The organism is Blochmannia endosymbiont of Camponotus sp. (assembly GCF_023586365.1).
Classification (GTDB): Bacteria; Pseudomonadota; Gammaproteobacteria; order Enterobacterales; family Enterobacteriaceae; genus Blochmanniella.
Genome location: NZ_CP097759.1, coordinates 62,782 through 83,396, shown reverse-complemented (window position 1 = coordinate 83,396; position 20,615 = coordinate 62,782). Strand labels below are relative to the sequence as shown.

Here is a 20,615-nt window from a genome sequence, read left to right as displayed (position 1 = left end):
TAATGAATATATCTTGTATTACATCAATATAAATCTTTACTCAAAAAAATAAAATCTTTTAGACGCATGCCTACACCCCATAACGTTATACCATAACTACTGCTAACTAATATCAAAACCCCTATCATTTTAATTAATCTATATACGATATTTCCTTGATCCCAACTAGATACATACGTTAATAATCCTATGCATACTATATACATTACAAAAAGAGCAATCATTAATTGGCAACAAAAACATAACCATCCAGCTTGCAATTGGAATAAATATTTTTTTTTAAATTTCCAATACAACAACCCTGCATTTAGCCATGCACCCAAACTGACAGAAAAAGAAAAAACAACATGCTTTAATGTATTAATGCATACCAAATTTATAAATTGAGTAAAAAAAAGCACAATAATAACTATATACACTGGGGTTTTAATATCACGGAGAGCATAAAAACCAGATGTCAATACTTTGGTAAAAATTAACCCAGGCAAACCGATTGCATACGCAATTACAGAATATTGTGTCATTAACACATCAAATTCTAAAAATTTTCCATACTTAAACAACGTTATTACTAACGGTTCAGACAAAACACCCAAAATAAGAGCGCTAGGTAAACTGAATATAAAACATAACCTCATACCCCAATTCATTAAATAAAAATAATCTCCATAATTTTTCCTAGAAATAAAACGAGATAAATACGGCACTAAAATAGTGCTTAATGTCACACCAAAAACTCCAATAGGTAATTCCATTAACCTATCAGCATAATACATCCAAGAAACAGAACCATCTCTTAAAAAAGACGCAAAAACAGTATTAATAATTAATGATACTTGACTACTTGAAACCGCAATCACAGCAGGCACCATGGATCGGCATATTCTATATACCCTATTATCATAAAATTGCATTTTTGGGGTAACTAACATATTAATTTTTTTTAAAAATAACAAACAATAAAGACACTGTAATACTCCCCCTACAATTACTGACCAAGCCAATCCCATAATAGGAATATAAAAATATGAATATCCTGTAAATAACATATAACTTATCATGCTAATATTTAAAAAAATAGGAGTGAACGCTGGAACTACAAAAAAATTACAAGCATTCAAAATCGCCCCCATTAATGATGTCAATGATACTAATAAAATATAAGGAAGCATCACTCGAAACATCTCAATAGTCATAATAAATTTTTCTGAAGAACTATTAAAACCTGGAGCAATAACCATAATAATCCAAGGCGCTATCAACAAACCAATGAATACTACAACTGTTACAGTAACTATTAACAAGGCAGATACTCTAGAAATAAACAATCGTATTTCTTCTTTACTTTCTCGACATTGATATTCTGATAATATAGGAAGAAAAACTTGATAAAATGCTCCTTCAGCAAAAATACGTCTTAATAAATTAGGCAACTTAAAAGCAATAAAGAATGCATCTGTCATAATACTGACTCCAAACATTCGAGCCATGATAGTATCTCTAATAAAACCCAAAATACGAGATAAAATAGTTATAAAACTTATCGCGGTCAAAGACTTTAACAGGTTCATCGTATTAAAAAATTTTTAGTATTTAGTATTAACACAACAACACAAAACACTATTTTCTTATAACTTATAATAATTGCTCCAATTTTATGTACAATTTTTAAAATTATTTCCAGAAGAACATTTAAAAATCTTTTAAAAATCATATATTTGAAATACTAATACAGTTCACATATAATTACAATTATTACATATCTCTGATATAGTATATGCATGCTAATACGTATAAAACATAGTACTCATGAAAAAATAACCAATGACAAAAATCATATTTCTTATTTCACATATTTTAAAAGATGATCACTTAAAATACTTCTTTGATTTTTCTAAAAAAAATTGGTTATACATAAATATATACATATAATTTTTTTAATCTTCAATAAATATAGTTACTCCTATTTTTTTAAAATTTTATGCCTAAAATAACATATACAAAAAATAAACTGTAAACAATACCAATAATTATTATATGTAAATATCTTATAGAAAATAGAAGATACATATTAATTTTCACTATACTTAAAAATTAAAAAATTATAATCATTTTAAAATAATTTTCGTGCATACAATAAATAATAATGTATACGAAAATATATAAACGGTGACTCATGTATACAATATCTAAAGCTAGAAGATTGGGTAAATATTTTTTAATTATAGATAACATGTTTGTAGTTGTAGGGTTTTATGTTGTTTTTCCACTGATTTCAATATATTTTGTCGAGCAACTAGGATGGGGTGCTTTTTTAGTAGGATTTGCTTTAGGACTAAGACAATTTATTCAGCAAGGACTAGGCATTTTTAGTGGCGCTTTTGCTGACAAATTAGGAGCTAAGCCTATGATTGTATCTGGGTTATTCATTCGTACTTTAGGGTTTATTATAATGAGCGTTGCAAACACCCCCATGCTACTATGTTTATCATGTATGTTATCGGCATTAGGTGGCACGTTATTTGATCCGCCACGTACTGCATTAGTAATCAAATTAGTACGTCCATGGGAATTAGGGAGGTTTTATTCTGTATTAATGCTAGAAGACAGTATGTGCGCCATCATCGGAATTGTGCTAGGTACATGGTTATTGCAATATAACTTCAAATTAGTATGTTTTACCGGAGCAATATTATTTTTTATCGCCGGAGTGTTTAATGCTTGGCGGTTACCTGCATACAAAATTTCTAGTTCCCATGCTTCATTATTAGAAGGAATAAAAAAAGTACTTAATAATCAACGATTTGTAATTTATGTCTTCACATTAACTGGTTATTACATTTTATCAGCTCAAGTAATGTTAATGTTACCCATTCGCATTCATGAAGTATCCGGTCAATTATCATATATCAAATGGATGTATATCATAGAAGCAATTTTATCTTTATTATTAATCATGCCTATAACTTGGTGGAGCGAAAAATATTTCAAATTAGAAACACGCTTGATGGTAGGATTAATAACTATGATAATTAGTTTATTTCCTATTGGATTAGTCAAAAACTTACATACTTTATTAATTCTAATTAGCTTATTCTACATAGGATCTATTATTGCCGAACCTGCAAGAGAAACTTTGGGAGCGCTATTAACGGACTATAAAGCACGTAGTAGTTACATAGGTTTTAGCAAATTAAGTCTAGCTTTAGGAGGTACTGTAGGATATAGTGGCAGTGGATGGTTATATGATATTGGGAAAGCACAAAATTTTATGCAATTACCTTGGATCATTTTAAGTATAATAGGCCTGATTACGTTATTAGGATTATATTGTCAATTTAAATATTATTCTTTTCAATCTTTACTTAGTAATCATCATGATAAGAAACGTAAACTGTGATTAACGATAAAACAATAATACGAATTCACCACTACCTACTAATTACTGGAACTTGATATGAATGCAGATATTTTTTCATACCTAAACGCAGACACATGCATACAATTAACATTACTCAATTTAATCGATAATTTGATTAATCATATTTGACTTCAATCAAACAAATCAGACTTTATAACTATTTTTTATTATTTCTTTTTCTTTTGTGATATGGTGAGGTGTCCGAGTGGCTTAAGGAGCATGCCTGGAAAGCATGTATACATATAACTTGTGTATCAAGGGTTCAAATCCCTTCCTCACCGCCATAATCATGTACATTCACATTCACAGTATGATCTTATCTTCAGTATTTTTAAGATGTCATGACTATACCGTTATACTTTTAAAACAAAAAAACAATTATTAAATTATACTGATCAGTATATCACTTTATTTATTTACGTGTGATTCCTATGTATTTATACATAGGAATCACACGTAAATAAATACTTTTACATATCATCTCAAAAAACATCACAATATAAACCACTTTAATATAATTAAAATACAATGATAACAATCGCATATACACATTCACATCAACAATCATTGGATACTTATAAAACATCATCATCAATTATTCAACGATCCCAATGACACAAACATCATACTTAAAAACACGAAACGCTTCACAAATATAATATTTGCATATTGTTCTATGATTACAACATTTAAAATATCATACAATACAACATTTTATATGCTCAAACATGACGGAGAGAAAGGGATTCGAACCCTTGAAAGATATTATCTCTTTAAAACGGTTTTCGAAACCGCTCCGTTCAACCACTCCGGCATCTCTCCCTATTTAAAAAAAATTATCTCAAATATCACATGTTCTTTAATATAAAATAATAATCCTTTAAAACACTATTATACGTAAATATATAATCATACAAATCCATTATTGTGTCCGTATGGATAAGAAAGGAATCAACATACAATCCATATATCATCGGATGAAATTACATATATGTTGATATAAAAAATACTATTTTCATACATTATAATACCTGATTAACTACATTGATCGCCATTAAGTACTTGTATTGTTTTTCATATTCCTATAAAATAACACGGTTGTGTATTGGTTCCTCTGTAGTTCAGTTGGTAGAACAGCGGACTGTTAATCCGTATGTCACTGGTTCGAGCCCAGTCAGAGGAGCCAAATAATAAAATTAAGGAAACATTTTTACTTAACCTCATAAGTATTATTTTATATACATTACAGATATAATTAAATAATTACTCTATTCCAGCTTGATGTAAATCGTGCATGTTAATTGATCCAACTAACCTTCCTAATTTATCCACGACTGGTGCCGCGGTAATTTTCCGATGATGCAAAGCTTTTAATGCTACGCTTGCGCGCCATTCTTTCGGAATCCAATATCCAGGCTTAGTCATAGCAATATCGACAGGATCATCAAGAGATTTACCTTGTACTATCCAACGCCTTAAATCTCCATCAGTGAATACTCCTATAACACGATTGTGGTTATCACACACAGCAGTTAATCCAAGCCCAGTACGACTTAACTCAAACATAGCATCCATTACTGTAACTTTCCAAAAAACTTTCGAAATATGCTCTCCAGTACGCATCAAATGATGTACACAATTTAGCAATTGAGCTCCTAATCTACCTCCTGGATGAGATCGAGCAAATTGTTCTAAACTAAAACCCCTGTGTCTCATAAGCGCCATTGTTAACGCATCGCCCATCATTAAAGTATTAACCGCGCTTGAAGTTGGAGAAAGCTCCATAGGACAGGCTTCTCTTTGTATTTTTATATTAAGAACACATGTAGCTCCTTGAGCTAAAGGAGAGGTAACATCTCCAGTAAATGCGATCACGGGAATACCGCTATCCGCTAATAACGGCATTAAAGTAATGATTTCACAAGCACGACCTGAATAAGAAATAAACATTACTACATCTTGTGTTCCAATCATGCCTAAATCACCGTGCAAAGCTTCTGCGGGATGAACAAAAAAAGCTGGAGTACCCGTGCTAGCTAAAGAAGCAGCAATTTTTTTTCCAATATGGCCGGATTTACCTATACCAGAAACAGCAACCTTTCCTGTGCAATCTAGCAATATACGGCAAGCAAACACAATACTCTCGTCCAACCTATCTAACATTCTTTGAGCTTCGTTAATTTCGATCTCTAAAGTTTCTTTAGCATATTCCAATAACAGTGCATCATTAATTATTACCATAACTATCAAAATGATAAATATAAAATCTATAATACCATAAACAACTCATATTTAATATAAGTTACATCCTTCTTATAACATTGGAATACGTATATCTGCGGGATATAATGCAAATAAAAAACACTCTAAAATATACTGTACCTGAATCAACATAAACCCAACCAAAAACACAGAGTAACATTTTGTATCAAAACAATTAATATTTACAAATACTTTAATCAACATTCAATATTACATAAAAATGTAATTTTAAATTAACGATCACCATATTATATTTTTGTTAAATTACAATAATATTATAAATACAATACGTAATGACACATTTAAAATATTACATATAATAATTTTTCATGCTACATAAATTATTTAAAATTACTCGCATTATAAATATGATATTTCATATTCCATGATCATAAATAAGAAACAATAATGCTTTTGTTTTTTTTATAAACTCATTATCTCTGGTACTTCATTTATAAAATGAAGTACCTTGCTTATTTGTGTATTTAAATATTGCACACATTTTCTATGTAACGGAAAAATAAATATTTTTGAAAACCAACAATCATCAAATCTAATCAATTGTAGATTCTTTAAAATTTTTTAATTTTTTTGACAACTCACGACGTTCTTTTGATAACTCTGCATTTTTTATAATATATTCATCCACTCGATCTTCATAATCATTACGCATATTAGCAATAATAACTTGTATCCCTTCTATAGAAGTTTCAGACTTAATATAATCACTTAAATCACCCAACAATAACACTCTTTTTTGATTATCACGAATTTTTTTTTCATTATCAACAATTTCTCGTTGCAGTTTATTTTTACGACGGAATATACGCACAAACTCTAATACATCATAAAATGATTGATTAACATTATCTCTCATAATTATATCCCATTTATATTTATTGCAAAAACCCTTATATTGAAAACTTCACAACCCTAATTAAATCAAAATAAAAATTGATGTAACAAACATTATTAGTATCATATAATGTCATAACATTATCATGAATATTCATAATTAAACTATTACTAACAATAATAAATTAAAACACCCATATATAATACATACATATATGTAATCAAATCCAAATTAAATTATTATAATATTAATAAATCATTTGATGATTATTCAATCAAGACAACTCACATCATTATGCTAATACGTTCTAATATTACACAACCTAGTTTTTTTATTTATGATTATGAAACTTTTGGCATCAATCCAGCCTTAGATAGACCAGCACAATTCGCCGGAATTCGTACAGATAACGCATTAAAACCTATAGAAAAAGAAGAAGTTTTTTTTTGTCGCTTATCAAATGACTATCTCCCCGATCCACAATCTGTCCTCATTACAGGCATCGTTCCTCAAGATACTTTGCGTCATGGATTGATTGAATCTGAGTTCGCCCGTCGTATTTATCAATTATTTTGTATCCCTAAAACTTGTATTCTTGGATACAATAATATTCATTTTGACGATGAATTTAGTAGAAACATTTTTTACAGAAATTTTCATGACCCCTACTTGTGGGCTTATCAACAAGGAAATTCCCGATGGGACTTATTACATATACTACGTGCCTGTTATTCACTATGCCCAGATGGCATTACATGGCCATTGAACACTCAAAATAAACCCAGCTTTCGTCTAAAGGATTTAACACAAGCAAATGCTATAGAACATCTCAGCGCACACGACGCTATGTCAGATGTATACGCTACTTTAGAATTAACAAAATTAATAAAAAAAGCCCAGCCACAATTATTTCAATTTCTATTTGATCATCGCACCAAATATCAATTACAAAAAATAATCGATCTAGATACCATGAACCCTCTGATATTTATAATGAATAAAATAAATAATAAATATAAAAATTTTATAACTTATATAGCTCCAATCGCTCGACATCCCATAAACCCTAACATTTTAATAGCATGTGATTTAAATGGTAATATGGATACTTTAATTAATTTAAATATCAATACGATATACCAAAAGTTATACTCTAATCACATCACGATATATGATATTTTTAAAAAAATACCCCTACGATTGATTCGTTTAAATGCGTGCCCCACTTTAATACCAATAAACTTTTTTGAAAAAAACAACATTAACACTACTTATACCGTACAGCTCTCCGCCCACTATCAATACTGTTTAAAAAACTCAAATTTAATTAGAATTCATGAAAATAGCGTCCATTTACGTAATAAAATAAACACACTATATACCATTATAGAATCTTACATAAATCAACAAAACCTACATAATAATCTTCATGTAGACAATCAACTATATCACAAATTTTTCAATAATTCTGATCGCAAAATAATTGAAAGTATCCGTAGAACTCATTCAAAAGAGTTGAAAAATTTATGCACTGACTACGTTGATACTCGTTTAAAACCACTCTTATTCTACTATAGAGCCCGAAATTTTCCTAATACTTTAAATCACCAAGAACAAAAAAAATGGTTAAACTATAAAAAAAATAAATTATTTAATACAGACCAATCAAAATCTTATAACGATAAACTAAATCAACTTATGTCGATCTATAAGTACAACGATCAAAAAATTACACTTTTACATTCATTACAAAAATATTATCAATATCTTTATACAGCTTATTTCAATTTTCATTAAAAAATTAATTTTTTTTCATATACACGTAACGCAGTACACTTTAATCTAATCTAAAATATATGAAACAATTTGCAAAAAAAATCATATAATTTATACTAACAATATACACTATAATACATATATATCATGCAACCATATGCAATATGCAACTACATATTTATATTTTTACATAATTACTTTTCAACTATGCGCATTAATATTTAAAAATCATTTTTAATTTAATTAAAACATTAATTATATATGTATATATATAAAATAACTTTATAACATTCAACCCTATACAAATTTAATTATATTCGTTAAAATATTAAGGTAATAAAAAAATTTTCAATAGGAAGACTGTACTTCATATGTTAATTTATCATCATGACCCTGACTAAATCCTTCAAATACATTTAACAATAGAAATCATTTTTAATATTTTGTTTATTAATAATATCAAAGGTACTTCTGTTGCAAGAACTTTAAAAAAGTATTTAGTAATGAAAAATTGTTGACATAAGGTAAAATATCATGCTGGATAGATCACGGTTACGAATAGCAATTCAAAAATCAGGAAGATTGAGCAAAGAATCCCAACAACTTCTTGAACAATGTGGAATTAAAATTAATTTACAACAACAACGTCTACTAGCGTTTGCGGAAAACATGGCTATCGATATAATGAGAGTACGAGATGATGATATTCCTGGTTTAGTTATGGACGGCATAGTAGATTTAGGTATTATCGGAGAAAATGTATTAGAAGAAGCATTATTAACGAGGCGATCGCAAGGAGATAATCCCTGTTACATTATGTTACTTCGATTAGATTTTGGAGATTGTCGGCTATCTATGGCCTTACCCATAGATGAGCCATGGAACGGTCCAAAATCCTTACAAGACAAACGGATTGCCACTTCATACCCACATCTTCTGAAACAATATTTAGATAAATTAGGTATTCATTTTAAATCTTGTTTGTTAAATGGTTCAGTAGAAGTAGCGCCACGCGCTGGATTAGCAGATGCAATTTGTGATCTAGTGTCTACCGGAGCTACATTAGAAGCTAATGGATTACACGAAGTAGAAGTAATCTATCGATCTAGAGCATGTCTTATTCAACGATCTGGAGAATTGTCCAACATAAAACAATCACTGATAAACAAATTAATAATTCGTATTCAAGGAGTAATCCAGGCCAGGGGGTCTAAGTACATCATGCTGCATGCTCCTGCTGAACAACTAGAGGAAATTATTAATTTACTGCCTGGAGCAGAAAGCCCAACAGTATTACCATTAGCAGGCAATCAACATCGTGTAGCAATATACATGGTAAGTAATGAAACATTATTTTGGGAAACAATGGAAAATTTAAAAAATCTTGGAGCTAGTTCTATTTTAGTATTACCAATAGAAAAAATGATGGAATAATATTATGATTTCTCATGAACATCCTATATCTATTTATTGGCATGATTGTTCCAAATCTGAACAAAACACACTTCTTACCCGTCCAATAAATAATAAATTAAACGATATTTATATAGATGTTAAAAATATACTCACAAAAGTTTATAACGAAGGCGATCGTGCTTTATTTAAATTTAATTTTGATTTTGACAACGTACAAATTAAACAATTACAAATTCCAACGGAAATTATCATGAATTCGGGACGTAACTTGTCTAATGAAATAAAACAAGCAATACATACCGCCATGACCAATATAACACGGTTTCATCAAGCACAATGTTATTCAGAGGTAATCGTAGAAACTTTTCCAGGTGTATATTGCCAACAAATTATTCGGCCATTAAATATTGTTGGGCTATATGTACCAGGAGGAACTGCACCACTATTGTCAACAGTAATGATGTTAGGTATCCCAGCTCGTATTGCGAAATGTAAACGCGTAATATTATGTTCACCCCCACCAATTCCAGACATAATTATATATACCGCACAACTTTGCGGTATCGACGAAATTTATCAAGTAGGAGGTAGTCAAGCTATAGCCGCTATGGGATTTGGTACTGAGTCTATTCCGAAAGTAGATAAGATATTTGGACCAGGTAATATATGGGTTACCGAAGCAAAACGACAAATTAACCTTACTCCAAATGGAGCTGCTATTGATATGCTAGCTGGGCCTTCCGAAATATTAATTATTGCAGACAATACGGCTAATCCTATTTTTATCGCAGCAGACCTTTTGTCACAGTCAGAGCACGGACCTGATTCACACATAATACTTATAACACCCTATGCACACCTTGCAGAGCAAACAAAACAAGAGTTACATAAACAATTAAAAATACTACCACGCAATGATATAATTCAGAATGTATTATTGAACAGTCGCATGATTATTACTAACAATTTAATGGAATGTTTTTCTATAAGTAATAGCTACGCTCCAGAGCATTTAATTATCCAAATTGAAAATGCATCAGATTATTTGCATTATATCATAAATGCTGGATCAATATTCCTTGGAAATTGGTCTCCGGAAACTGCTGGAGATTATGCAAGTGGACCTAATCACGTCTTACCTACATACGGGCGCGCAGTTACCACATCTGGGCTAGGAGTGACAGATTTTCAAAAAAGAATGTCAGTACAACAATTAACCCAAAATGGATTATTACAGCTATCATCAACCATTACAACATTAACACAAATCGAACAATTAAAAGCTCATGAATATGCTATAACACATCGTATAAATTATATCAAGGAACAAAATGAACGTTCGTTACTTGGCTAGGAATAATATATTAACTCTTAAACCTTATCAATCTGCTAGAAAATTCACACATTCAGGTAACATATGGCTGAACGCTAATGAATTTCCAATCGCTCCCGACTATCAATTTCGTCACAGAAAAATTCATAGATATCCTACTTGTCAACCACATGAAGTGATCAACAATTATGCTTATTATGCTGGAGTTCAATCTGATCAAATTTTAGTATCGAGAGGAGCCGATGAAAGTATTGAATTATTAATGAAAGTTTTTTGTAATCCTGGAAAAGACGTTATTATATTTTGCCCACCAACATACGGTATGTACAAAACTACTGCAGAAATTTTAGGAATTAATTATCGGATTATACCTAAAAAGAAAAACTGGCAACTTGATTTAGCATCCATTGAATCACAACTAAACAATGTTAAATTAATTTATATTTGTAACCCAAACAACCCTACTGGTAATATTATTCATTTAAATAGTTTAAAAAAGTTATTAAAAATTATTCAAAATCGAGCGTTATTAGTAACCGATGAAGCATATATTGATTTTTGCCCGGACGCAAGCCTAGTACGTTGGCTATCAATGTATCCTCATCTAGTTATCTTAAGAACTTTATCTAAAGCTTTCGCGTTAGCAGGATTGCGGTGTGGCTTCACTTTAGCTAATCCAGAAATTATTAAATTATTAGCAAAAGTGATAGCACCATACCCATTGTCTACTCCAGTAATTGACATCGCAGAACAAGCTCTAACCCCTGCAAGTATACAATACACTCAAAATAGAATAGCTACAATCAATACAAACCGACACATATTAATTACAGGCTTAAAACAATGTTCTTGTGTTCAAAAAGTATTTAATAGTAACGCTAATTATGTGTTGGTTAAATTCAATCCAAAATATCAGGTTTTTAAGACATTATTGCATCAAGGCATAGTTTTAAGAGATCAAAGCAATCAACCAGGATTAGTTAATTGCTTGCGTATCACTGTCGGCACATATAATGAATGCAAACACGTAATTTCTGTTTTAAAAAAATTACATGTTGTACCATTATCTATATAGATAAATAGGAGCGCTCATGCATCATAAAGTTTTATTTATAGATCGTGATGGAACCTTAATTAGTGAACCAAAAGACAATTTTCAAATTGATTCGTTAGACAAATTCTCATTGGAACCATATGTGATTCCTGCTCTCATAGCATTGAAAAATATAGGCTTTGAATTTGTTATAGTTACTAATCAAAATGGATTAGGAAGTGCTTCATTTCCTAGAGAAAAATTTGATACACTACATCATCTAATGATTCAAATATTTCAATCTCAAGGTATTGAATTCAATCAAATACTGATTTGCCCTCATGTTCCTGAAGAACAATGTAGTTGTCGCAAACCAAAAACTGAATTAGTAAATTCTTGGCTAATCGATAACAAATTAAATAAATATAATAGTTATGTTATCGGAGATCGAAATACTGATATGATTTTAGCAACTAATATGGATATTCAAGGAATACAATATAATCGTACTGATTTTGGCTGGAAAAAAATTAAAAACTATTTAACGCAACGTCACAGATCAGCGCATATTCATCGCATCACCGAAGAAACTAATATAGATATCGCGATATGGTTAGATCAAAATAATAAAAGTTACATTAATACTGGAATTAATTTTTTCAATCATATGTTACAGCAAATAGCTGTGCATGCTGGATTCTGTATGAATATTACAGCAAAAGGCGATTTACATGTAGATGATCATCATACTGTAGAAGATACAGCTTTAACACTAGGAGAAGCTTTAAACACTGCATTAGGCAACAAATGTGGCATTGGAAGATTTGGGTTTACCTTACCTATGGATGAAAGTATTGCGCAATGTGTATTAGATCTTTCTGGGCGAACATACTTTTGCTATGAAGCTAGTTATACTTTTCAAAAAATAGGAGATCTCAGCACTGAAATGATAGAACATTTTTTTCGTTCATTATCTTCAAAAATGGGTTGTGCTTTGCATTTACAAGCAACTGGCAAAAATGATCATCATAAAGCAGAGAGTTTATTTAAATCTTTCGGGCGATCATTACGTCAAGCCATTTACATAGACAATAATAACATACCAAGCTCTAAAGGAACATTGCTATGAATATAGTTATTATAGACACCAACTGCTCTAATTTATTATCTGTAAAAACCATGCTGCATAGACTAGGACACAATCCAATAATAAGTGACAGCGCTGATGTTATATCTCAAGCGGACAAACTGTTTTTACCAGGAGTAGGCGCTGCTTTATCCGCGATGAAACAATTAAAAAAAAAAATCTAATTACATTGATACAAAATTGTACTAAACCAATATTAGGTATTTGTTTAGGAATGCAGTTATTTGGATCCATAAGTTCTGAAAATAATGGTGTAAACACTTTAAACATTATTCATACACCTGTTAAACGTATGCAATACCACGGTTTTCCTCTGCCACATATGGGATGGAACACTATTACTATTCCTAAAAAACATTTTTTATTTTATGGTATAAAAGAGAATGATTATTTTTATTTTGCACATAGTTATTTCATAGAAATATGTTCTGTAACAATTTCTCAAACAAATTACGGACAATTATTTAGTTCAGTTATAAAATATAAAAATTTTTTTGGTGTACAATTTCATCCAGAAAAATCAGGAATGCCTGGACAACAATTAGTAAAAAATTTTTTGGAGATATAATTTGTGATTATTCCCGCACTAGATATTATTAACGGAAATATAGTTAGACTGTATCAAGGATCTTATTGTATGCAAACTAATTACGGAGAACCTATATCATTATTGAAAAAATACATACAACAAGGAGCAAAAATTATACACCTAGTTGATCTAGATGGAGCAAAAAATCCATCAAAAAAACAAAGTTTATTAATTAGTCAATTAATAAAAGAAGCTACTCCTCTATCGAAGATACAAATAGGAGGAGGTATACGTAACGCTACAGATGTAGAAATTCTGTTAGAATCAGGAGCAACACGTATAGTATTAGGTTCTATAGCAGTTACACAACCAAAGATAGTAAAAAAATGGTTTGAATATTTTGATCCAAATACTTTAGTTTTAGCGGTAGATATACACGTTTACTCCGAAGAAAATCGAAAAGTTGCTATTTACGGATGGCAAAAAGAAACTGATTTGCAATTAGAACAAATAATAGAAGAATATTATACTGTAGGCTTAAAACATGTTATTTGTACAGATATCTCCAAAGATGGAACTTTGTTAGGCAGCAATATATCTTTATATCGATCAATATGCCATTCTTGGCCACGAATAGCGTTTCAATCCTCTGGAGGTGTTAATAAATTAACAGAAATATCTAAATTACGTTCTTCTGGGGTAGCAGGAATCATCATTGGTCGTGCTTTTTTAGAAAATACATTTACTATCGATGAGGCTATATCATGTTGGCAAAACGAATAATTCCTTGTCTCGATGTAGCTGACAACAAAGTAATCAAAGGAGTACAATTTAAAGACCACAAAATTGTAGGAGATATCTTAGACTTAGCCAATAGATATGCAAAATCAGGAGCCGATGAGTTAGTATTTTATGACATCACAGCATCACCTAATGATCAAGTAGTGAATAAGAGATGGATTTCTCAGGTTGCTAAAGTAATAAATATACCATTCTGTGTCGCTGGAGGCATAAGCACATTAAAGCAAGCTAAGCAAATTCTTGCATCTGGAGCAGACAAAATTTCAATTAATTCTCCTGCTTTAATCAACCCAATGCTAATCCAAGAATTAGCTGACCATTTAGGTACACAGTGCGTTGTAGTTAGCATCGATACTTGGCATAATCCTAAAAAAAAAATTTATCAGGTCAAATGCTATACTGGGGACAGTGCTCGTTCAAAAATCACAACATGGCAAACATTGGATTGGGTTAAAAAAGTACAAGAATATGGAGCTGGAGAAATAGTATTAAACATGATGAATCAAGATGGAATGAAAAATGGTTATGATTTAGATCAATTACGAAATATTAGAAAACATTGTAAAGTACCACTTATAGCTTCTGGAGGAGCTGGTACTTATCAACATTTCTTAGAAGCTTTTCGTGATGCCGATGTAGACGGGGCGTTAGCAGCTTCAGTATTTCATAACCAAATTATTGACATTCATAAATTAAAACAATTTTTAGATAAAGAAGGAATAAAAATTAGATTATGCTAATTAAAAATCAGCATCAGCAATTAAATTGGACTAAAAATCACGGTCTAATACCCGCTATCATACAACATGCTGAATCAGGAGAAGTATTGATGCTAGGACATATGAATAAAGAATCAATGATAAAAACAGAACAAACTAAGCATGTTACTTTTTTTTCACGCAGTAAAAACAGATTATGGACTAAAGGAGAAAAATCCGGAAATATATTAAAATTAATCAATTGGTATTCAGATTGTGATCAGGATGCGTTATTAATTTTCGCTTTGCCTCACGGACCTACTTGTCACAACAATACTAGTAGCTGTTTCCATCCTGGGATAATAGAATTAAGTTTTCTTCATCAATTAGAAAATATTATATCCTCAAAAAAAAATATACCATCCCATCTCATTAATACATCCTATACATCTCGTTTGTATGCTAGTGGCGTCAAACGTATTGCTCAAAAAGTTGGAGAAGAAGGTCTAGAAACAGCCCTTGCAGCAATTTCTTGCTACAATACAAAAGAACTCATTAATGAAGCATCGGATTTAATTTATCATTTATTAGTCCTATTACAACATAAATCATTAAGTTTTAATGCAATCATCCAGGAACTAAAAATTCGAAATAATGACAACAAATTAAACCAATAAACAATAACATTATTTACATAAAATAACATAATGACAACCAAACAATTATTCGTTTTTATTAGTAATGATATATACAATCCAATATTAATATATTTACAGGAATACCAATTAATTTATTATACATGCAACAATAAACCGTCCTAAATGAATAAAAATTAATAAATTTTGATGTCCCAATATCCCATTATATGTGGGATATTGGGTGTTATTTAAATTATTTAATTAATATTAAAACAATATTCTCCTTATATTTATTTTAACCAATCAGTGTGAAACGTACCTTTTTTATTAAAACACGTATAAGTATGTGCTCCGAAACAATCTCTTTGAGCTTGAATAAGATTTGCAGGTAACACATTACTGCGATAACTATCATAATAAGCTATAGCAGCAGATAACGCAGGCATTGGAATACCGTATTTAATGGCGCACACTACCACCTCTCTCAACATTTGTTGATAATCATTCGCGATATTGATACAATACGGAGATAACAATAAATTAGTGACATCCGGAGTTTGGGAATAAATATCAATGATTTTTTGTAAAAATTTTGATCTAATTATACATCCCTCACGAAAAATTTGAGCAATTTGTTTGTAATTTAAATCCCAATGATACTTATCAGACGCGATTTTCAATTGATAGAAACCTTGCGCATATAAAATAATCTTACTAAGATACAATGCTTTTCGCGCCTTTTCTAGATATAAACATTTACTCTCAAAACAATTTCTTCTATTAGGTCCTAACAATATTTTTGATGCTTCGAGACGTTGTTTTTTAAGTACAGATATATAACGAGCAAACACTGATTCAGTAATCATACTTAACGGTATTCCTAAATCAATTGCATCTTGACTGGCCCATGCTCCAGTACCTTTATTTCCAGCCACATCTAGTATAGAATCAAGAATACAACCATGATTAGCATCTTTTCTAATGAAGATGCGACTTGTTATTTCAATAAGATAGCTATTTAATTCGCCTTGATTCCATTGATTAAAAATTTCTCCTAATGCTTCATGAGTTAAATGAAATATATTTTTTATAAAAAAATATATTTCAGCAATTATTTGCATATCTCCGTACTCTATGCCATTATGTATCATCTTGACATAATGACCAGATCCATTTGGTCCTATATATGCAACACAAGTTTCATCATTAACGCGAGCAGCAATTTTTTTAAAAACCGGCTCAACCATTTTGTATGCATCAATATGCCCTCCGGGCATAATCGATGGCCCCTTTAAAGCCCCTTCTTCTCCCCCAGAAATACCAGTTCCAATAAAATTTATCCCTTTTTTTGATAACTCAAGATTACGACGCATAGTATCTTTATAAAATGAATTACCTCCATCAATTAAAATATCTCCCGAATTCATATAAGGGGATAATATTTTTATAATATTATCGATATGCGTTCCTGATGTAATCATTAAAAATATAAAACGAGGTTTATTTAAGGATAGCACGAACTCTTCTATTGAATAACATGGGATAATATTTTTTTTTGGATTAGTAGTAATAACTGCATCGGTTTTATCCTTAGAACGATTGTAAATGACAACATAATAACCTTTGCTTTCGATGTTTAACGCTAAATTTCGACCCATAACACCCATACCGATAATACCAATCTTTTGTTGTTTAAACATGTCTACTCCTCTATGGTATAAGTATGTTATATATTTTAATAATAGTTAAATAATAACTAATTTGTATCTGGTTCATAATATAAAAATATTATACATAAATACTCCAATATAAAAATAAAAAGTTTTAAACAATATTTAAACATGAATACACAACGCAAAAATAACAATAAGCTTATAACAATGTTATAAAATCGTAATTAACAAATCCAATTGTGAATAATTGTGAATAATTTATTTAAAAATATCCTACAGACGCGACCGTATACATATATGTATTTTATACATCATAATACAAACTATTATTACGCCCGTGCTATATTAAATTTAAAACGCGTGATAAATTATAAAATAGAATTTTTATTAAACATACAACTACTATTACAACAACATTAAAACATCAAAAAAAACTATTAAAAAACCAAATACAATTTTAATTATTGTAATATATATAAATATAATATATACTATACACTCGTGATGTAATCATGAAAAACCATTACGTTTTCATTATCTACAATATATATCGTCATACAATATATTTAAATTTTTAAGCCCAACTAAAACTATTATGACTGCAAAAAAAATGCTAGTTACTTGTGCCCTGCCTTACGCTAACGGTTCTCTTCATATTGGACACATGTTAGAACATATACAAGCAGATATCTGGGTTCGTTATCAACGCATGCAAGGCAATTGCGTATACTTTATTTGTGCAGATGATGCGCATGGAACTGCCATTATGTTAAAATCACAACACATGAACATAGCGCCAGAACAAATGATTGCTCAAATACGACAAGAACATCAACAAGATTGCTACAAATTCGGAATTAGCTATGATAACTATTATTCTACTCACAGCGAAGAAACTCGTGAATTACTATATGACATTTACTTTCGATTAAAAGCACGTGGATTCATCAAATCTAAATTTATTTCTCAATTATATGATTCCAAAAAAAATATGTTTTTGCCAGATCGATTTGTTAAAGGTACATGTCCAAAATGCAAAGCAGATAATCAATATGGAGATAATTGTGAAACATGTGGTACTATTTATACCTCTTTAGAACTTATAAACCCAAAATCAGTTATTTCTGGAACATCCCCGATAATACGCAAGTCCAAACATCTCTTTTTTGATTTACCAGCTTTTACTGATACATTACGTACATGGATCCGATCAGGAAGTATACAAAAAGAAGTAGCCAACAAAGTAGAAGAATGGTTTAAATTAGGTTTAAAACAATGGGATATTTCTAGAGACGCTCCTTATTTTGGATTTAAGATTCCTAATTCTTCAGAAAAATATTTTTATGTGTGGATGGATGCCCCTATTGGATATATGGGTACCTTTAAAAACTTATGCAAAAAAAACAAAAATATATCTTTTAACGATTTTTGGAGCTCGAATTCCAAAACAGACTTATATCATTTCATAGGTAAAGATATCATTTACTTTCATTGTCTATTTTGGCCGGCTATTTTGTCAGGCAGTCAATTTCGTAAACCAACTAATATATTTGTTCATGGACATGTTACCTTAAACGGATCTAAAATATCAAAATCTAAAGGGACTTGCATCAACGTAAGTACTTATTTATCATATTTAAACCCAGATTATTTAAGATATTATTATGCTACGAAACTTTCATCTCATACTAACGACATAGATTTAAATTTATCGGATTTCATTACTAGAGTAAATTCAGATATTATTAATAAAGTATTAAATTTAGCATCTAGAAATTCTGGTTTTATACATCAATATTATAATGGCCAATTATCGAATACATTAACAAATCCAGTTATATACAATATGTTTATTGAATCCAGACATGCTATAGGGAAATTATTTCAAAAAAGAGATTTTAATTACGCAATGCGTGAAATTATGAAATTAGCAGATGAAGCTAATCGTTACATAGATAAATATGCTCCGTGGCACATCGCAAAAAAACCAGACCGCAGACAAGAGGCATTATCTATTTATTCTATGGGTATTCAATTGTTTCGTGTGCTGATGATCTATTTGAAACCTGTCTTGCCTAAATTAGCCAATTATAGTGAATGCTTTCTCAATACTCGTCTTACATGGGACAGTCTTTCTGTGCCTTTATCAAATCATAGAATTAATGAATTCAAAATAATTTTTTCTCGAATCCATCCCGACCAAATTGCATCCATAACAAACACATCTCAATTACATGAGCACGTTCCGAATAACAATAATGTATAAATACACAGCCCAAATCACTATTTAATATAAAGACAATAACATCAAAACAAACCAACTATATTAGTTCATATGCTACACAATGAAAACTATACGTGAATTTATTATCAAAAATGAAGACATACATAGACTCTTGTTTTAGAAAAACATCACCTAAAAAGATGCAGTATACATTAATTTAATATTATATTTAATATCTTAATTCAAATAAATGAAAACATTTCTTAATATCATTAAGATACAACAACAATTAATACTATTAATTCTATTAAAGTATTTTAAAATGAAACAACGCTATATTAACATATGTCGTCTTGTAGACGACAATTATTATCAAATTAATGACAATAAAAAATTAAATATTAAAAAATTTTATTATAATCATTCCTTTCATTTACAGGGCTATTACTTGATAGAATTTATTTTACTTACATACAACATCCATATCAATGTTTTTATATAATTTAAAAAATTTTTGTTTTTAACTCTATACTCATTCATGTTTCCATTTAAAATATAACCTCTCAAGACAACACTCCCCCACTCCACTACATTGCAATCAAACTGAGCGAGTCCAAACATAATATACATATAGACATATAAATCATATTATGAATTAACAGAGATAAAATCAAGTGCACTGAAATTTCAATTTTTATGATCTTTTTTTTAAACGCTTAATCATAAAAAATAAATTCTTAGATCAATTTATTTAATAAAAAACTACATAAATGATTTTCTACTTAAATATATATTCAGATATACAGTT

The 20,615-nt window shown here is 30.0% G+C and carries 13 protein-coding genes, 3 tRNA genes and 2 pseudogenes; 13 read left to right on the top strand and 5 right to left on the bottom strand.

Annotation, left to right across the window (positions count from 1 at the left end; genetic code table 11):
* Nucleotides 1-23 precede the first annotated feature (23 nt).
* Nucleotides 24-1,571, bottom strand: a complete 1,548-nt coding sequence (gene murJ, locus M9407_RS00350) for a murein biosynthesis integral membrane protein MurJ (protein ID WP_250237194.1) — start codon at nucleotides 1,569-1,571, stop codon at nucleotides 24-26.
* A 605-nt stretch (nucleotides 1,572-2,176) separates the two neighbouring features.
* Between murJ and mdtH the strand changes: the two genes are divergently transcribed.
* Together mdtH and M9407_RS00340 are read left to right on the top strand one after the other, a co-directional pair.
* Nucleotides 2,177-3,400 (top strand): multidrug efflux MFS transporter MdtH, encoded by a 1,224-nt coding sequence (mdtH, locus tag M9407_RS00345; protein WP_250237192.1) that lies wholly within the window; start codon nucleotides 2,177-2,179, stop codon nucleotides 3,398-3,400.
* 212 nt (nucleotides 3,401-3,612) lie between these two features.
* Nucleotides 3,613-3,705: transfer RNA gene (locus M9407_RS00340), tRNA-Ser, on the top strand.
* A gap of 448 nt (nucleotides 3,706-4,153) precedes the next feature.
* Here M9407_RS00340 and M9407_RS00335 read toward each other — a convergent pair.
* A tRNA-Ser gene (locus M9407_RS00335) sits at nucleotides 4,154-4,243 on the bottom strand.
* A 288-nt stretch (nucleotides 4,244-4,531) separates the two neighbouring features.
* Here M9407_RS00335 and M9407_RS00330 point away from each other — a divergent pair.
* A tRNA-Asn gene (locus M9407_RS00330) sits at nucleotides 4,532-4,607 on the top strand.
* A 77-nt stretch (nucleotides 4,608-4,684) separates the two neighbouring features.
* Here M9407_RS00330 and gutQ read toward each other — a convergent pair.
* Nucleotides 4,685-5,662, bottom strand: a complete 978-nt coding sequence (gene gutQ, locus M9407_RS00325; protein WP_250237191.1) for an arabinose-5-phosphate isomerase GutQ — start codon at nucleotides 5,660-5,662, stop codon at nucleotides 4,685-4,687.
* Between the two features lie 574 nt (nucleotides 5,663-6,236).
* Nucleotides 6,237-6,560 carry a PTS system regulator TmaR gene (tmaR, locus tag M9407_RS00320; RefSeq protein WP_250230859.1) on the bottom strand — a complete coding sequence of 108 codons (324 nt, stop codon included), beginning with the start codon at nucleotides 6,558-6,560 and terminating at the stop codon, nucleotides 6,237-6,239.
* 273 nt (nucleotides 6,561-6,833) lie between these two features.
* Between tmaR and sbcB the strand changes: the two genes are divergently transcribed.
* The 9 genes and pseudogenes from sbcB (at nucleotide 6,834) to hisIE (ending at nucleotide 15,949) form a co-directional block, all read left to right on the top strand.
* Complete coding sequence (gene sbcB / locus M9407_RS00315) at nucleotides 6,834-8,336, top strand: exodeoxyribonuclease I (RefSeq protein WP_250237190.1); 1,503 nt, start codon at nucleotides 6,834-6,836, stop codon at nucleotides 8,334-8,336.
* Nucleotides 8,337-8,849: 513 nt separating this feature from the next.
* A complete protein-coding gene (hisG, locus tag M9407_RS00310; RefSeq protein WP_250230857.1) occupies nucleotides 8,850-9,749 on the top strand; it encodes an ATP phosphoribosyltransferase in 900 nt (299 codons plus the stop codon).
* A gap of 4 nt (nucleotides 9,750-9,753) precedes the next feature.
* Entirely contained in the window at nucleotides 9,754-11,085 is a 1,332-nt protein-coding gene (gene hisD / locus M9407_RS00305; protein ID WP_250237188.1) for a histidinol dehydrogenase, read from the top strand.
* Nucleotides 11,063-12,139, top strand: coding sequence for a histidinol-phosphate transaminase (gene hisC, locus M9407_RS00300; protein WP_250237186.1), 1,077 nt, complete (start codon nucleotides 11,063-11,065; stop codon nucleotides 12,137-12,139). Before hisD ends, hisC begins: the two co-directional genes overlap by 23 nt.
* A gap of 16 nt (nucleotides 12,140-12,155) precedes the next feature.
* Entirely contained in the window at nucleotides 12,156-13,226 is a 1,071-nt protein-coding gene (gene hisB / locus M9407_RS00295) for a bifunctional histidinol-phosphatase/imidazoleglycerol-phosphate dehydratase HisB (protein ID WP_250237184.1), read from the top strand.
* A pseudogene (gene hisH, locus M9407_RS00290) lies at nucleotides 13,223-13,812 on the top strand (imidazole glycerol phosphate synthase subunit HisH). Before hisB ends, hisH begins: the two are co-directional and overlap by 4 nt.
* Nucleotides 13,813-13,815: 3 nt before the next feature.
* Nucleotides 13,816-14,556 carry a 1-(5-phosphoribosyl)-5-[(5-phosphoribosylamino)methylideneamino]imidazole-4-carboxamide isomerase gene (hisA, locus tag M9407_RS00285; RefSeq protein ID WP_250237182.1) on the top strand — a complete coding sequence of 247 codons (741 nt, stop codon included), beginning with the start codon at nucleotides 13,816-13,818 and terminating at the stop codon, nucleotides 14,554-14,556.
* On the top strand, nucleotides 14,538-15,314 hold the full coding sequence (hisF, locus tag M9407_RS00280; protein ID WP_250237173.1) for an imidazole glycerol phosphate synthase subunit HisF: 777 nt from the start codon (nucleotides 14,538-14,540) through the stop codon (nucleotides 15,312-15,314). Before hisA ends, hisF begins: the two co-directional genes overlap by 19 nt.
* Complete coding sequence (gene hisIE / locus M9407_RS00275; protein ID WP_250230844.1) at nucleotides 15,308-15,949, top strand: bifunctional phosphoribosyl-AMP cyclohydrolase/phosphoribosyl-ATP diphosphatase HisIE; 642 nt, start codon at nucleotides 15,308-15,310, stop codon at nucleotides 15,947-15,949. Before hisF ends, hisIE begins: the two co-directional genes overlap by 7 nt.
* A 251-nt stretch (nucleotides 15,950-16,200) precedes the next feature.
* Here hisIE and gndA read toward each other — a convergent pair whose 3' ends face one another.
* Nucleotides 16,201-17,610 carry an NADP-dependent phosphogluconate dehydrogenase gene (gene gndA, locus M9407_RS00270; protein WP_250237171.1) on the bottom strand — a complete coding sequence of 470 codons (1,410 nt, stop codon included), beginning with the start codon at nucleotides 17,608-17,610 and terminating at the stop codon, nucleotides 16,201-16,203.
* Between the two features lie 568 nt (nucleotides 17,611-18,178).
* Here gndA and metG point away from each other — a divergent pair.
* Nucleotides 18,179-19,813: pseudogene (metG, locus tag M9407_RS00265) on the top strand (methionine--tRNA ligase); the annotation flags it as partial.
* Nucleotides 19,814-20,615 lie beyond the last annotated feature (802 nt).

Coding starts and splice junctions, on each gene's coding strand:
- murJ (WP_250237194.1), bottom strand. CDS start 1,571: ATGAACCTGTTAAAGTCTTTGACCGCGATAAGTTTTATAACTATTTTA.
- mdtH (WP_250237192.1), top strand. CDS start 2,177: ATGTATACAATATCTAAAGCTAGAAGATTGGGTAAATATTTTTTAATT.
- gutQ (WP_250237191.1), bottom strand. CDS start 5,662: ATGGTAATAATTAATGATGCACTGTTATTGGAATATGCTAAAGAAACT.
- tmaR (WP_250230859.1), bottom strand. CDS start 6,560: ATGAGAGATAATGTTAATCAATCATTTTATGATGTATTAGAGTTTGTG.
- sbcB (WP_250237190.1), top strand. CDS start 6,834: ATGCTAATACGTTCTAATATTACACAACCTAGTTTTTTTATTTATGAT.
- hisG (WP_250230857.1), top strand. CDS start 8,850: ATGCTGGATAGATCACGGTTACGAATAGCAATTCAAAAATCAGGAAGA.
- hisD (WP_250237188.1), top strand. CDS start 9,754: ATGATTTCTCATGAACATCCTATATCTATTTATTGGCATGATTGTTCC.
- hisC (WP_250237186.1), top strand. CDS start 11,063: ATGAACGTTCGTTACTTGGCTAGGAATAATATATTAACTCTTAAACCT.
- hisB (WP_250237184.1), top strand. CDS start 12,156: ATGCATCATAAAGTTTTATTTATAGATCGTGATGGAACCTTAATTAGT.
- hisF (WP_250237173.1), top strand. CDS start 14,538: ATGTTGGCAAAACGAATAATTCCTTGTCTCGATGTAGCTGACAACAAA.
- hisIE (WP_250230844.1), top strand. CDS start 15,308: ATGCTAATTAAAAATCAGCATCAGCAATTAAATTGGACTAAAAATCAC.
- gndA (WP_250237171.1), bottom strand. CDS start 17,610: ATGTTTAAACAACAAAAGATTGGTATTATCGGTATGGGTGTTATGGGT.